The sequence below is a fragment of the Streptomyces sp. 3214.6 genome, assembly GCF_900129855.1.
GTDB classification, from domain to species: Bacteria; Actinomycetota; Actinomycetes; order Streptomycetales; family Streptomycetaceae; genus Streptomyces; species Streptomyces soliscabiei.
This window is the reverse complement of sequence record NZ_LT670819.1, coordinates 6,879,751-6,894,328: the sequence shown is the minus strand read 5'-3', so window position 1 is coordinate 6,894,328 and position 14,578 is coordinate 6,879,751. Positions and strand designations below refer to the sequence as shown.

The window sequence follows — 14,578 nt, the reverse complement described above, 5'->3', positions numbered from 1 at the left end:
CCTGGTGAGGTCAGGCGATCTCGTCGTAGTCCGTCGGCACGTTCTCGTCGGCACCGGGGCGGCCCGCGCCGGTCGTTCGTTTCTCCCGCGCCCGCAGCGCCGCCCACAGCAGGGCCCAGACGGGGACCAGGTACCAGGGCAGGGGCCAGGCCGTGCGCCACCAGCCGGCGCCCGGCTTGACGACGGCTTCGACGGCGGCGGACGCCATGGCTGCGGCCAAGGTCCAGCACAGGAGCCTGCCCGCCCACCGTGCCGCCAGGCCCGGACGGTTCATGACGTCAGTGTGCAGCCACCCGAGCGGTGATCGGAAGTGACTGCACACTCGACGCGCAAGCCCTACGCCAGTCTGATCACGTTCCAGGACAGCGGTTCCAGTGTCGCCGCCAGCGTGCCGGCGGCCGTCAACGCCGTTCCCTCGGCAGCGTGCGGGGCGACCCGCTCAGGGTCGGCGAGGGTGTTGCGGGCGTCCGGGTCGGCGTCGGCGAGCACGCTGTGCTCGACGACGTTCGTCAGGCCGAGGCCGTTCAGGGCGACTTCGAGGGGCAGCGCGTCGGTCCGGCTGCGGTTGACGGCGAAGACGGTGACCGTGCCGTCCTCGGCGCGGACGGCCGTCGCGTGCAGCAGATCCGTCTCGCCGTACTTGCGCGTCTCGTACGTCGGCGAGTCCACCCGGACGTCGAGGACCGTGCCCCGGCCGTACCGCGAGGCCTGCGCGAACGGGAAGAACGTCGTCTGCCGCCACGCCGGGCCGCCCGGCTCGGTCATGATCGGCGCGATCACGTTGACGAGCTGGGCGAGACAGGCGACGGTGACGCGGTCGGCGTGCCGGAGCAGCCCGATGAGGAGGGAACCGAAGACGACGGCGTCGGTGACGCTGTAGTTGTCCTCCAGCAGGCGGGGGGCCTCCGCCCAGTCCCGCGCGCCGGAGTTCTCGATCGCGTGCCACTCCGAGATGTACCAGACGTTCCACTCGTCGAAGGAGAGGTTGATCTTCTTCTTCGACTTCAGCTTCGCGCCGATGTGGTCGGCGGTGGCGACCACGTTCTCGATGAAGGACTCCATGTCGACGGCGCAGGCCAGGAAGGAGTCGACGTCGCCGTCTTCGGGCTGGTAGTAGGCGTGCAGGGAGATGTGGTCAACGAGGTCGTACGTCTCCTCCAGGACCGTCGCCTCCCACGCGGCGAAGGTCGGCATGGACTGGCTGGAGGAGCCGCAGGCGACGAGTTCGACGCCCGGGTCGATCTGGCGCATCGCGCGGGCGGTCTCGGCGGCGATCCGGCCGTACTCCTGGGCGGTCTTGTGGCCGGTCTGCCAGGGGCCGTCCATCTCGTTGCCGAGGCACCACAACTTGATGCCGAAGGCGTCCTTGTCGCCGTGGGAGACACGGAGGTCGGAGAGGGCGGTGCCCTCGGGGTGGTTGGCGTACTCCTGGAGTTCGAGCGCCTCGGCGACGCCCCGGGTGCCGAGGTTGAGGGCCATCATGGGCTCGGCCTGGGGGCCGATCTTCTTCAGAAAGTCGATGTACTCGGAGAGGCCGAAGCGGTTGGTCTCGGTGGAGCGCCAGGCGAGGTCGAGGCGGCGGGGGCGGTCCTCTGCGGGGCCGACGGAGTCTTCCCACTTGTAGCCCGAGACGAAGTTGCCGCCGGGGTAGCGGACGGCGGTGACGCCGAGTTCGCGGACCAGGTCCAGGACGTCCTGGCGGAGGCCTTCCGCGTCCGCGGTGGGGTGGTCCGGTTCGAAGATGCCGGTGTAGACGCAGCGACCTAGGTGTTCCACGAAGCTGCCGAAGAGGCGGGGGTTTACTTCGCCGATGGTGAAGGCGGGGTCGAGGGTGAAGCGGGCGGTCCTCATCTTTGCCTTTCGGGTCTCAGTTCTGTCTGCGGGTGCGTTGTGGCTGGTCGCGCAGTTCTCCGCGCCCCTAAAAGAGCCTGGGCCAGCCCGTTTTTGTCCAGCTCAAGGGGTTGAGCCCCAGCTTGGGCGTCCCGCCGTCCTCTGCGTCGTAGTAGTGGTACGCCAGGACATCTCTTCCCCTGTCCTTGAAGATCGACTCTCCGCCGGTGCCGATGAAACGGCCGTGGCCCTCCAGCAACAGGTCGCCGCCGCCCTCCAGCAGGGGCTTGCCCGTGCTGTCGACGTACGGGCCCGTCACCTTCGTCGAGCGGCCGACCTTGATCTTGTATGTCGAGTTCACGCCCGCGCAACAGGCGTCGTAGGACGCGAAGAGGTAGTAGTAGCGGCCGTGTTCGACGATGTACGGGCCCTCGACCGCGTACGGGGCGTCCGGGCGGGTCGCCAGGTGGGTGACCGTCGCTCCGGGGATCGCCTTGCCCGTCCTCGGGTTCAGTTCGACCATGCGGATGCCCGTCCAGTACGAGCCGAACGTCATCCACAGCCTGCCGTCGGCGCGGACGACGGCCGGGTCGATCGCGTTCCAGGAGTCCGTCGTCTCGGAGGTGAAGACCTTGCCGTGGTCCGTCCAGGTGCCGGGGAGGCCTGACGGGGACGTGGCCACGCCGATCGCGCTGTGGTTGGTGCCCCAGGACGACACGGCGTAGTAGAGCCAGTACCGGCCGTCACGGTAGGAGATGTCCGGGGCCCAGGGGTCGCCGGTGTCGTTGTACTCGTACCACCAACTCGGCGGCGACGCGAAGGCGTTGCCCGCATCGTCCCACCGGACGCGGTCCTTGGAGCGGCGGGCGCCGATGACGCCGCCGGTCGAATAGGCCACGTATCCGCCCGACTTGAGGTGGATGACGGTCGGGTCGTGGATGATCTGCTGGCCGGTGATGGGCTGTGGGTCGGGGTACGTGACGCCCGCCTGCGCCGAGTTGGGGAGGATGGCCAGCAGGGTTGCGGCAACGGCCACGACGTAACGTTTCAGGTTCACTGGCCCGCCAATCCCGTGTGGGCGACGCCCGCCACGATCTGCCGCTGGAAGAAGACGAAGACGACGATCAGCGGCAGGCCCGCCATGAGGCCGCCTGCCATGAGCTGCGCCCACTGGATGCCGTAGGAGTTCATGACGGTCGCGATGCCGTTCGGCATGGTCATCAGGTCGGGGTTGTTGGTCACCATGTACGGCCACAGGAAGTTGTTCCACGAGGCGATGAAGGTGAAGATGCCGACCGCGGCGAGGGAGGGGCGGGAGAGGGGGAGCACGATGGTGAAGAAGACCCGCCAGCGGCCGGCGCCGTCGATGAACGCCGCCTCCTCCAGTTCTCGCGGGATGCCCTGGAAGAACTTGTAGAGGATGTAGACCATCGCGGCGGGCGCGCACTGCGGAAGGATCATGCCCCAGTAGGTGTCGACCATCCCCAGCTGCTGGACGGTGCTGAAGAGGGGCACGCCGAGGACGGCCGGGGAGATCATCAGGCCCGTCATCATGACGCCCATGAGGACGGACTTGCCCTTGAACTCGGTGCGGGCGAAACCGTATCCGGCGAGGGCGGCGACGGTGACCACGATGGCCGTCACCAGGATCGACACCACGAGGGAGTTGACGAACCAGTTCGTGATGTTGCCGGTGTCCCAGAGGGCCTTCCAGGCCTGGACCGTCCACACCTTCGGCAGCCAGTGCGGCGGGATCTCGGCCGCCTCGGCCTCGGACTTGAGCGAGGTGAACAGGGCGGCGGCGATCGGCGCCACGAAGACGGCGGAGACGGCGACGCCGAGCAGTGTGAGGACGATCTGGCTGGGCGTCCAGGGCTTGCGGGACTTGACCTTCGGGGTGGTCGCGGCGGTGGTCATCGGCCGCCCTCCTCACGGTTGCGCAGCAGCGCCATCCGCACGAGGGCGACGGCCGCGATGATCACGAAGAAGATGATGGACATCGCGGAGGCGTAGCCCACGCGGTAGCTGGTGAAGCCCTGTTCGAGGGTGTACTGGACGAAGGAGCGGGTGCTGAGCTCGGGTCCGGGGCTGAAGTCCATCATCACGACGGCCTGGTCGAAGAGCTGGAGCGAGGCGAGGACCTGGAGCGCGATCACCAGGCCGGTGATGTGGCGCAGCATCGGCAGGGTGATGTGCACCATCCGGTGCCAGGCGTTCGCGCCGTCCAGTTTGGCGGCCTCGTAGAGGTGGTCGGGGATGCCCTGGAGCGCGGCGAGGTACAGCAGGAAGCTGAAGCCGACCGTCCACCACAGCGTCTGGATGACGATGGCGAGCATCGCGTACGACTTGTCGGTCAGCCAGGGTGTGGTGAGCCCGAAGGTCTCGTTGAACAGGCCGATCCCCTGGGTGAACAGCCACTGCCACATGTTGGCGGCGACCGTCGACGGCAGCAGGAACGGTGCGAAGAAGCACAGCCGCCACAGCCACTTGCCGCGCTCGATGTGGTGGGCGAGCATCGCGAGCAGGAAGGCCAGGACCGTGATGCACGGCACGACGAGCAGCGTGAAGTACGCGCTGTGGCCGAGCGCGTCCCACATCGCCTGGTCGTTGAGGGCATCGCGGTAGTTGTCGAGGCCGACGAAGCTCGCGCCGTCGCCGGAGATGTTGGCGTCGGTGAAGCTGAGGTAGCCACCGCGCAGCAGCGGCCAGATCACGAACAGCGCGAACAGCAGCAGGAACGGGGCGACGAACCAGCCCCCGTGCTGGAAGCCCTGCTTACGGCGCAGGGTCGCGGTGGCGGCGGCGGTCTTCGCCCGCGCCGGTGCGACGACGGTCTGGGCACTGGTCGTCAAGCGAGCGCACCTCCCTGCGCGGCGGTCTTGCCGTCCATCGGGTTCTTCGAGGCGAGGAGCTTGGTGAGATGGGACTTCATCCGCTGTGCGACGGCGGCCGGCTTCGCGGAGCCCATGGTCGAGGAGACGACGACGGGGCCGAGATCCTGCGCGAGGACGCCGGTGGAGCCCGCGAACCACACCTTCGGCTCGGTGGCCTGGTGGTTCATGGCCGAGACGTACTCGTTCTGCGGGGTGAGCTTCTTGTAGGCGGCCGTGGACAGCGTCGGCGTGTACGCGGGGATGTGGCCGCCGGCCGCCCACTGCAGGGCGTGCGTGACGACGTACGCGGCCAGCTCGTGCGCGGCCTCGTCGGTGGCGCCGCCGCGGCCCGCCTGGTGCGGCAGGACGAAGGCGTGCGACTCGGCGTGGGTCGCCTGCCTGCCGAAGACGGGCGGCAGCGGGGTCGCGCCGTAGTCCAGCTTCGCGCCGGAGAAGACCGGGACGGACCAGTTGCCCTCCCAGGTGAAGGGGGCGCCGTTGATGAACTGCTCGCCGGTCGGCGCGCCCGGGATGACGTATCCGTCGGTGACGTGCCTACGGAGGAACTCCAGGACCTGGGTGGCCTTGTCGACGTCGAAGAGGACGTCGGTGTTGCCGTCGCTGAACCACCGGCCGCCGAGCTGGGTGTAGAAGGCGACGAAGAACCACCACTGGAAGTTCTGGTCGTTGGTCCACAGTCCGATGGTCTGCAGGCCCTTCTTCTGGACCTGCTTGGCCTTCTTCAGGACGTCGAACCACTCGTCGGTGGAGGTGACGGGGATCATCCGGCCGTCGTCGCCCAGCAGGTCCGCCTTCTTCAGGACGTCCTTGCGGTAGAAGCAGAGCTGTACGTGGATGTCGAGCGGCAGGGCGTAGAGCTTGCCGTCGATGACACCGCGGTTCCACAGCGCCGGGTTGTAGTCCTCCCTGCGTATGCCGTACTTGGCGAGGAGGGTCTCGTCCCACGGGTCCAGGAGCCGTCCCGGCGAGAATCCCGCGACCCGGCCCATGTGCATGACGCCGAGTTCCGGTGCGCGGTCGCCCGCGGCGGCCATGGCGAGCTTGGTGTAGAAGGGGTTGCCCCACTGGAGGGTGGAGTCCTTCACGTCGATGTCGGGGTGTTCGCCACGGAAGGCGTCCAGCATCGCGATCATGTTGGCGCCGTCGCCGCCGCTGAAGAGGTTCCAGTACCGCACCCGGGTGTGCGCGTCGGAGGCGAGCGCGTCGGCGCCGGTGCCGAGGGCGGCGAAGCCGAGACTGCCCGCCACTGCCAACCCGCCTGCTGCGGCGAGAAGGTGCCTGCGATTCAGGCCAGGTTGTCCCATACCGTGCCCCTGTCGTTCGCGTGGTTCGACGTGGTGTTCGCCGTGGTTCGACGTGGTGTTCGCCGTGGTTCGACGCGGTGCTCGATGCAGCCTTCGATCGGTTCGACATTTCGGATCACGCTCGTAACTTCGAACGGGACCGTAAGATCGAAGCGCTTGCGCGTCAATGGTTTCGACAGGACTTCTGATAGCGCTTTCTATCCGTGACCCTCACGGACTTCTCGTGACGCGGACACAACCAGCCGCGTAGGCTCGAACAGGCTGCCGCAGGGCGGTCGAGAAGGGGGAGCGGATGGACATCGCGGGCGCGCGCGGAAGGGCAGCCCGGGTCGCCTCGGCCCTGCGGCGCGTGCGGACGGGACCGGCGATGCACGAGCTGAGCGCCGAGCTCTCCGCCGCGGTGCGGGCGCGCCCCTACAGACCGTCCGGGGTGCGGGACGTGTGCCGGGCGCTGTGCGAGGAGATGTCCGCGCGGCGCGGCGGGCGGCTCGTCGAGGTGCGGTTCGAGCGGTTTCCCGACGAGATCGAGGTGACCGGGCTGTGGGTGGAGTTCCAGGACTTCGACCTGGTCATCGTCGAGGAGCGTGCCGAGGCGGTGCAGCAACTCGTCATTCTCGGCCATGAGTTGTGGCACATGCACGCCGGACACAGCCACCACCACGGGCCCGGCACGGCCGCCGCCGCACGTGCCTTCGCCGACCGGCCCGGCTGGCGCGACGCGGCCCTGTCCGTCGCCGCCCGCGACGGCTCCCGCCAGCGGGACGAGGCCGAGGCCGACGACTTCGGCCACCGCCTGGCCTCCGCCGTCCGGCCCCTGATGTCCGGCGCGGGCGCCGGCGGTCCCCTCGATCCCCTGCAACGGGCGTTCGGCTACCGCGGCCACGGAGGGACGACCCGGTGAGTCATGCCCCCGACTCCGGCGAACTGGCCCTCGACCCGGCCGGTCTCCTCGGCGAGCTCTACATCCCGTTCTGGATCCCCGCCGCGATCCTCACCGCCGCCCTGGTGATCAAGTTGCCCACCATCGTCAGGCTGTGGCGGGACCCCCTGCTGCGCGCCGTCGGCGGACTGCTGCTGCTCGCCTGCTTCGTGTTCGTGTCCGCCGCGCCCACCACGATCGCCTGGACCAACCGGGTCACGGGCGTGCCGAACATCGCGGCCCCCCTCGTCTACTCCCTGCTCACCGCGTTCTGCGGCTCCTGTCTGCTGCTGATCATCGCCTGGCGCAACGGCCTGTCCGACCGCACGGCGGCCACCCGCCGCGCCATGCGCTGGGTACTGTGCCTGTACACGGGCGTGGTCGTCGCGCTGTGGGTGCTGTTCGCCCTCGCGGACGCGCCGGTCGAACGGGTCCGGGACCTGGACACGTACTACGCCTCGACGCCCTTCATGCGCGAGGAGATCCTGTCCTACCTGCTCGCGCACACCGTGGCCGTCCTGATCACGTCCCGGCTGATCTGGAACTGGGTCCGCACCGACGGGCTCGACGCCTGGCTGCGCTGGGGTCTGAAGTCGCTGGGCGTCGGCTACGGGATGAACCTGATCTTCGACGCCGCGAAGCTCACCGCCGTGGTGGCCCGCTGGACCGGCCACGACCTGGACTGGCTGAGCACGAACCTGGCCCCGCCCGTCGCCTGCCTGTCCGCGATCCTGATCGCTGTCGGTTTCATCCTCCCGCACGCCGGCCAGTACCTGCACGAACGCTGGCGCGTGCGGCTCGCCCACCACGAACTGCGACCCCTGTACACGCTGATGCGGACCGTCAACGGCAGCAGCACCCCCTTCGTCCTGCACGCCACGCCCGAACTGCGCCTGATCCGCCGGGAGACGTTCATCCGCGACGTCCTGCTCCCGCTGGCCCGCCGCATCGACGAGGAGCGGCGGCGACGCTCGTACGAGGCCGCGCTGGCCCTCGGCTTCGAGCCCGGCCGCGCGAAGGCGCTCGCCGCCGCCGTGGCCGTCCAGGACGCGGCCGACGCCAAGGGACGCGCGCCGGACGGCGACGGCACGGGCGATCCCGACACCACGGACCTGCTCCAGGAGATCGCGGCCGTGTCCCGCGCCCTGCGCGACCCCGACGCCATCGCGGCGGTCCGCCGGCAGACAGCCGCCGCACTCGCGCCGGGTGCCCCCGGCCGGTCCGTGGACGGCCGCGGCACCGACGACCGCAGCAGTGACCACCGCAGCACCGATGACCGCAGCACCGATGACCGCAGCACCGATGACCGCAGCAGAGAGCGTGCCCGTCCATGAGCCAACGCCCCACCACCGCCGTCGTCCTCGGCGGCTCTCTCGCCGGCATGCTCGCCGCCGCTGCCCTGGCCTCGGTCGCCGACCGGGTCACCGTGGTCGAGCGCGACGAGCTGCCCGTCGGCCCGCACCCCCGCAAGGGGCTGCCGCAGGCCCGGCACGTCCACCAGCTGTGGTCGGGCGGGGCGCGGGCCGTGGAGGAGCTGCTGCCGGGCGTCACGGAGCGGCTGCGGGAGGCCGGGGCACACCGGCTGCCCGTCACCACGGACATGGTCGTGCTGTCGCCGAAGGGGTGGTACCGGCGCTGGGCCGAGTCGCACTTCATGCTGCTGTGCGGCCGCGACCTGCTGGACGCGACGGTACGGGCGAGCGTCCTGGCCGAGCCCCGCGTCGAGTTGACCGACCGGACCGAGGTGCTCGGACTCGACGGCACGGACGCCGCCGTCGCCGGAGTCCGGGTCCGCACCCACGACGGCACCGAACGCACCCTCGCCGCCGACCTCGTCGTCGACGCCACCGGGCGCGGCTCCCGTGCCGTCCAGTGGCTGACGGACCTGGGCCTGCCCGCCCCGGAGCGGCGCGAGGTCGACGCGGGACTGGCCTACGCGAGCCGCCTCTACCGGGCGCCCGAGGCGACCCGCGACGGCTTCCCGGTCGTCAACGTGATGGCGGACCCGCGCACCGGCGAACCCGGCCGGGCGGGCGTCCTGCTGCCGATCGAGGACGGGTGCTGGCTGGTCACCCTGATCGGCACGCGTGGCGGCCAACCGTCGCCCGACACCGCCGACTTCGACCGGTACGCCCGCGAGGAGCTGCGGCACCCGCTCGTCGCCGACCTGATCTCCCGCGCCGAGCCGCTCTCCGAGGTGGCGTTCACCCGGACGACCGCCAACCGCCGCACCTTCTACGAGCGGATGCCGGCCTGGCCGGAGAACTTCGCCGTCCTCGGCGACGCGCTCGCCGCGTACAACCCGGTGTACGGGCACGGCATGTCGGTCGCCGCCCAGGGCGCGTCGGCCCTGCGGGACGTCGTACGGCGGCATGGCTGGGGTTCGCCAGGGCTGTCCCGGCGCATCCAGAAGGCGATGGCCCGGCCGGTCTCGGCGGCGTGGGACCTCGCGGTCGGGCAGGACGTGTTCTTCCCGGGCGCGACGGAGAACGGCCCCACCCGACGGGACCGCCTCGTCGCCGCGTACGTGGACCGGCTGACGTACACGGCCACGGGGAACGGGCGGGTCGCCAGGACGGTGACGGACGTGATGTCGCTGGAGCGAGGAGCGCAGGTGCTGCTGACGCCGGGCATGCTGGCGGCGGCGGCGCGTGGCCCGCTCAAGCCACCGCTGAGCGGGCCACCGCTGACGCCTCAGGAGCTGAAAGCGGCGGAACTGGAGTAGCTGCAATAGCCGGCATAGCTGGAGCAGTCAGCCTGCGAACGCCGGCTGGGCGAGCCCCTTCCCCGCCCCCGGTATCACCAGCAGCGACCCCGCCACCGGATGCGGGGCGTCCAGGCCCACGCGGGCGGTGGTGACGTACAGGTCGGTCAGGTCGGCGCCGCCGAACGCGCAGGCCGTGATCCTCGGGGTGGGCAGGGTGATCACGCGGTCCAGTTCGCCCGCCGGGGTGTAGCGGCGTACCGCTCCCCCGTCCCACAGTGCCACCCACACACAGCCGTCGGCGTCGACGGTGAGGCCGTCGGGGAAGCCGGCGCCCTCCTCGATCTCGACGAGCGGACGGCGCTCGGAGAGACGCCCGTCCGCCGCGTACGCGAAGACGTCGACCCGGCGCGTCGGTGAGTCGACGTAGTACATCAGCGTGCCGTCCGGGCTCCAGCCGGTCCCGTTGCTCACCGCCACGTCGTCGAGGACGACGTCCGCCGTGCCGTCGCCGGTGAGGCGGGACAGGGTGCCGCCACCGGGCGCCTCGTCGTAGCGCATGGTGCCCGCCCACAGGGAGCCGTCGGGGGCGACGGCGGCGTCGTTGGCGCGGCGGCCCGCGACCGGCTCGTGGTGCAGCCAGCGGAAGCTGTCGTCGGGGTCGAGGAGGCCCACGCCGTCCCGCAGGTTCAGGACCAGGCCGCCGCCCGCGCGGGGCTTGGCCGCGCCCACGTGCTGGTCGGTCACCCGGACCGTGCGCCCGCCCGTCACGGGGTCGTAGGTGTGCAGGCGGGCGCCCAGGATGTCGAGCCAGAGCAGGCGGCCGGTGGCCGGGTCCCAGGTCGGGCCCTCGCCGAGGGTCGCCTCGGCCCGCACGGCCACTTCGTACGACGTCGTCATGCCACGCTCCGGTAACCGAGGAGTTCGGACAGTTCCGCTGCGCCCTTCGCCGCGAGCTGCTCCAGCTCGACCCGGCGGTCGTCGCTCCAGCGGATCATGGGGACGGAGATGGAGAGGGCCGCGACGACCTGCCCGGTGCGGTCGCGGACCGGTGCGGCGACGCAGCTGACGTCCGGGTTGGACTCGCGGCTCTCGACCGCGACGCCCCGCTCCCGGATCTCCGCCAGGGCCTGCCGCAGGGCGCCGGGCTCGGTGATGCTGTTGGGGGTCATCCGGATGAGGTCGGCGTCGTCGGGGATGCGCGCGCTGAGCTCCGGCTCGGGGAGCGAGGCCAGCAGCATCTTGCCGACGGAGGTGCAGTGGGCGGGGAGGCGGCGGCCCGCGGCCGAGACCATCCGGACCGCGTGGGTGGAGTCGACCTTGGCGATGTAGATGACGTCGGCGCCCTCGAGGATCGCGACGTGGACCGTCTCGTCACACGTTTCAGCGACGGACCGCGCGACCTGCTGACCCTCGGCGGCGAGGTCGAGCTGCTCGGCGTAGCGGCTGCCGAGCTGGTACGGGCGGACGCCGAGACGGTACCGTCCGGGCTGTCCGGGCACGGGGACGATGTAGGACCGCGCGGAGAGCGTGGTCACGAGTTCGTGCACGGTGGTGCGCGGAAGCTGGAGCTTGCGCACTATGTCGGGGGCGGAGAGCGAACCGTCCCCGTCGAGGAAGAGCTCGAGAATGTCGAGAGCTCGGGTCACGGCAGGTACGAGGCGTCCCACGACCGGCCCCCTCCCTTAGTAGTCGTTCTCAGTGCCTGTGTTCGAGATTTCAACAGGCGATCGGCATGACGAACACAGGCTGTCATAAGCCTTTGCGCTGGGCAATGGTCGTGAAACGTGCGGGTGCGCCAGGATGGGGTGCATGCCGACTCAGAAACGCCTCGCCGGCTCCTTCACTCCTCTCGACTTCCAGCTGGTCCTGTTGCGCCGTATGGCCGACCACAACCAGGACCTGGTGGAGCAGACCCGTCATGGACTGGGTGTCTCCCTGGCCCAGATGCGAGAGGCCAACAAACGTTGGCAGGCGATGGCCCACTCCCCGCACGCACGGGGCGCACTCTCCCGTTACCGCGCCGCCCTCGGCGAACCCGAGTCCCGCGCACCCCGCCGCGTCGGCGACGCCGACTGCGAAGTCTGGGTGTGGCCGGTGTCCCTCTGGCCCGACCTGCGCTTCGAGCTGCTGCTCGCGCCGAACGGCAGCGTCTGGAACGAGTGGCTGGTGCGTGCCCCGGGCACCGAGCCACCGCCCCTGAACACCCTCGACGATCTCACCTCGTGGTCCTGCACCGTCGACGAGGTCGCGGCCGCCTTCGCCCCCGCCCGCCCCCTGGAGGGCACCGCCCCGACCCGCTGCGGCCTGGCCTTCAGCGCGCCCGACGCGCTGGGGACGCCGCATGAGGTCGTCGCCGAGTTCACCTGGGGGCTGCTGCAACGGACGACGATCAGGGAGTAGCGCCGTCCGCAGGTGGTGGCGGTCGTCAGCGCGTGCCGGCCGCCGCCGCCATGATCGCCGCCGCGACGGCCGGCACCGACTCCGGGTGCAGGAACAGGAACAGGTTCGGCTCGACCAGTTCCAGCTCCATCACGCAAGGCTGCCCGTCGTCGCCGTCCACGAGGTCGACCCGGGCGTAGAGCAGCTCGGGCGTGTCCGGTACGGCGGCCAGGGCGCGCTCGGCGACGGCGATCTCGGCCGGGGTCGGGGTCCAGGGCTCCAGGCCGGGGTGGGCGACCTTCTGCGCGTCGTAGGCGGTGCCGGGGGCCAGGACCGCCCGCTTGCGGCTGGCGTGCAGCAGCCGGCCGCCGAAGAACTGCAGGGCCCGTTCACCGCCGGCGTCTATGCCCCGCACATACGGCTGCACCATCGCCGTCAGCCCCTCGTCGTGCATCCGCGCGAGCTGCCCTACGGCCTTTTCGTGCTGGTCGGGGGTGTAGCGGGCGGCATAGCGGGCGCCGGCCCCGGAGGTGGGCTTGACGACGTACTCGTGGTCGGTGGGCAGGTCGGCCGGGTCGTCGGGCGCGAGGTAGCGCGTCGGGACGGTCGGCACTCCGGCCGCCGCGAGCTCCCCCAGATACCGCTTGTCGGCGTTCCAGCGCACGACGGCGGCCGGGTTGGCCAGCCGGGTGACATCGGCGACCTTCTGCGCCCAGGCCGTGAACTCGTCCGCGCGCCAGCTGTAGTCCCAGGTCGAACGGATGACGACAAGATCGTAGGAGGCCCAGTCGACGTCGGGGTCGTCCCAGAAGACCCCGTCCGCCTCGGCCCCGGCCCGCTCCAGCGCCGCCTGCAGCACGGGCAGATCACGGTCCCTGCTCGGCTCCGGTCGGGGGTCGTAGGTGACGAGTGCGATACACGCCACGACGGATTCCACCCTTCGTACGACAGTCCGATAAGCCGAAGGCTAACAAGGGTCCGCGATCACACCACCGGCCCGGACATTACACTCGGTAGCCGGCGGTGAGGGCCCGGGCGACGGGGTAGGAACAGGCTTGATTGTTCCCGCAGCCGCCAAGGAGTCCCTCCCGTGTCCTCGTCCTCTCTCTTCCCGGCCCTGACGGACACCCCGTCGGGCCGCCCCGCGCTGCGGTTCGGCGGGCGCTCCCTGACGTATGCGGAACTCGCCGGGGCGGCCGGCGCCGTCGGGGAACAGGTGCGGGGCACGCCGGGGAGGGTCGCCGTGTGGGCCGCTCCGACGCTGGAGACGGCCGTCGGAGTGGTGGGCGTGCTGCTCGCCGGGGCGGCCGCCGTGCCGCTGAACCCGAAGTCGGGCGACAAGGAGCTCGGACACATCCTGTCCGACAGTGCGCCGGGGGCCGTACTGGCGGCTCCGGGTGACGAACTGCCTGCCGCGCTGCGGGGGTTGAAGCGGATCGACGTCGACGTGCGCGGGGTCGCAGCGGTGGCGGGGAAGGCCGTGGGGGATGAGGAGGCCGCCCTCGTCGTCTACACCTCTGGCACCACCGGGCCGCCCAAGGGAGCGGTCGTCCCGCGGCGGGCGATCGCCACGACGCTCGACGCGCTCGCCGACGCCTGGCAGTGGACCGGACAGGACGTCCTCGTGCACGGGCTGCCGCTGTTCCATGTGCACGGGCTGGTGCTGGGGGTGCTCGGACCGCTGCGCCGGGGCGGGTCCCTACGGCACCTCGGACGGTTCGACACGGACGGCGTCGCACGGGAGTTGAACAGCGGCGCGAGCATGTTGTTCGGGGTGCCGACGATGTACCACCGCATCGCCGAAGCGCTCCCCGACGATCCGGAGCTGGTCAAGGCGCTCTCGGGGGCACGACTGCTGGTGTCCGGTTCGGCCGCGCTGCCCGTGCACGACCACGAGCGCATCGCGGCCGCGACCGGACGGCGGGTGATCGAGCGGTACGGCATGACGGAGACGCTGATGAACACCAGCGTCCGAGCGGACGGGGAGGCGCGGGCGGGGACCGTCGGGGTGCCGCTGCCCGGCGTGGAACTGCGGCTCGTACAGGACGACGGGTCGGCCGTCGAGGCGTACGACGGGGAGAGCGTCGGGGAGATCCAGGTGCGCGGGCCGAACCTGTTCACCGAGTACCTCAACCGGCCCGACGCCACCGCCGCCGCCTTCACCGCCGACGGCTGGTTCCGGACCGGCGACGTGGCGGTGCGCGATCCCGACGGGTACGTCCGGATCGTGGGGCGCAAGGCCACCGACCTGATCAAGAGCGGGGGTTACAAGATCGGGGCCGGGGAGATCGAGAACGCGCTCCTTGAGCATCCTGGGGTGCGTGAGGCCGCCGTCACCGGGGAGCCGGACACGGACCTCGGGGAGCGGATCGTCGCGTGGGTCGTGCCGGTGGACCCCGGATCACCCCCGGCGGAAGGCGAGTTGGCCGACCACGTGGCCCGTCGGCTGGCCCCGCACAAGCGGCCCCGTGCGGTGCGCTACCTCGACGCGCTGCCCCGCAACGACATGGGGAAGATCATGAAGCGGGCGCTGCCGTCATGACGT

14 protein-coding genes are annotated in these 14,578 nt (G+C 70.8%); 5 read left to right on the top strand and 9 right to left on the bottom strand.

Annotated features, from left to right (window positions below; all coding sequences use genetic code 11):
- Window positions 1–10: 10 nt before the first annotated feature.
- From B5557_RS31165 to B5557_RS31140, 6 genes are all read right to left on the bottom strand, one after another.
- On the bottom strand, window positions 11–274 hold the full coding sequence (locus tag B5557_RS31165; RefSeq protein WP_079662567.1) for a hypothetical protein: 264 nt from the start codon (window positions 272–274) through the stop codon (window positions 11–13).
- A gap of 62 nt (window positions 275–336) precedes the next feature.
- Window positions 337–1,851, bottom strand: coding sequence for an arabinosylfuranosidase ArfA (gene arfA, locus B5557_RS31160; RefSeq protein ID WP_079662566.1), 1,515 nt, complete (start codon window positions 1,849–1,851; stop codon window positions 337–339).
- Between the two features lie 67 nt (window positions 1,852–1,918).
- Window positions 1,919–2,866: an arabinan endo-1,5-alpha-L-arabinosidase gene (locus B5557_RS31155; protein ID WP_231976092.1), complete on the bottom strand. Its 948-nt coding sequence runs from the start codon at window positions 2,864–2,866 to the stop codon at window positions 1,919–1,921.
- Window positions 2,867–2,883: 17 nt separating this feature from the next.
- Entirely contained in the window at window positions 2,884–3,747 is an 864-nt protein-coding gene (locus B5557_RS31150) for a carbohydrate ABC transporter permease (RefSeq protein WP_079662564.1), read from the bottom strand.
- Window positions 3,744–4,682, bottom strand: coding sequence for a carbohydrate ABC transporter permease (locus tag B5557_RS31145; RefSeq protein ID WP_079662563.1), 939 nt, complete (start codon window positions 4,680–4,682; stop codon window positions 3,744–3,746). The genes B5557_RS31150 and B5557_RS31145 overlap by 4 nt, the downstream gene beginning before the upstream one ends.
- Window positions 4,679–6,028, bottom strand: coding sequence for an extracellular solute-binding protein (locus tag B5557_RS31140; RefSeq protein ID WP_079662562.1), 1,350 nt, complete (start codon window positions 6,026–6,028; stop codon window positions 4,679–4,681). The genes B5557_RS31145 and B5557_RS31140 overlap by 4 nt, the downstream gene beginning before the upstream one ends.
- A 292-nt stretch (window positions 6,029–6,320) precedes the next feature.
- On the opposite strand from B5557_RS31140, the gene B5557_RS31135 reads away from it, so the two are divergent.
- From B5557_RS31135 to B5557_RS31125, 3 genes are read left to right on the top strand one after another with little or no spacing between them, the layout of a single operon-like run.
- Window positions 6,321–6,929, top strand: coding sequence for a toxin-antitoxin system, toxin component family protein (locus B5557_RS31135; protein ID WP_173877750.1), 609 nt, complete (start codon window positions 6,321–6,323; stop codon window positions 6,927–6,929).
- Window positions 6,926–8,281: an MAB_1171c family putative transporter gene (locus B5557_RS31130; protein ID WP_443031288.1), complete on the top strand. Its 1,356-nt coding sequence runs from the start codon at window positions 6,926–6,928 to the stop codon at window positions 8,279–8,281. Before B5557_RS31135 ends, B5557_RS31130 begins: the two co-directional genes overlap by 4 nt.
- Window positions 8,278–9,672, top strand: a complete 1,395-nt coding sequence (locus B5557_RS31125) for an FAD-dependent oxidoreductase (RefSeq protein WP_107472654.1) — start codon at window positions 8,278–8,280, stop codon at window positions 9,670–9,672. The genes B5557_RS31130 and B5557_RS31125 overlap by 4 nt, the downstream gene beginning before the upstream one ends.
- Before the next feature lie 27 nt (window positions 9,673–9,699).
- Here B5557_RS31125 and B5557_RS31120 read toward each other — a convergent pair whose 3' ends face one another.
- Together B5557_RS31120 and B5557_RS31115 are read right to left on the bottom strand one after the other, a co-directional pair.
- Entirely contained in the window at window positions 9,700–10,551 is an 852-nt protein-coding gene (locus tag B5557_RS31120) for an SMP-30/gluconolactonase/LRE family protein (RefSeq protein WP_079662561.1), read from the bottom strand.
- On the bottom strand, window positions 10,548–11,321 hold the full coding sequence (locus B5557_RS31115) for an IclR family transcriptional regulator (RefSeq protein WP_079662560.1): 774 nt from the start codon (window positions 11,319–11,321) through the stop codon (window positions 10,548–10,550). The genes B5557_RS31120 and B5557_RS31115 overlap by 4 nt, the downstream gene beginning before the upstream one ends.
- Window positions 11,322–11,463: 142 nt before the next feature.
- Between B5557_RS31115 and B5557_RS31110 the strand changes: the two genes are divergently transcribed.
- Window positions 11,464–12,054 (top strand): hypothetical protein, encoded by a 591-nt coding sequence (locus B5557_RS31110; protein ID WP_443031287.1) that lies wholly within the window; start codon window positions 11,464–11,466, stop codon window positions 12,052–12,054.
- 25 nt (window positions 12,055–12,079) lie between these two features.
- Here B5557_RS31110 and B5557_RS31105 read toward each other — a convergent pair whose 3' ends face one another.
- Window positions 12,080–12,958, bottom strand: coding sequence for an ATP-grasp domain-containing protein (locus B5557_RS31105; protein WP_079662558.1), 879 nt, complete (start codon window positions 12,956–12,958; stop codon window positions 12,080–12,082).
- 165 nt (window positions 12,959–13,123) lie between these two features.
- On the opposite strand from B5557_RS31105, the gene B5557_RS31100 reads away from it, so the two are divergent.
- Window positions 13,124–14,575 (top strand): acyl-CoA synthetase, encoded by a 1,452-nt coding sequence (locus tag B5557_RS31100; RefSeq protein WP_079662557.1) that lies wholly within the window; start codon window positions 13,124–13,126, stop codon window positions 14,573–14,575.
- Window positions 14,576–14,578 lie beyond the last annotated feature (3 nt).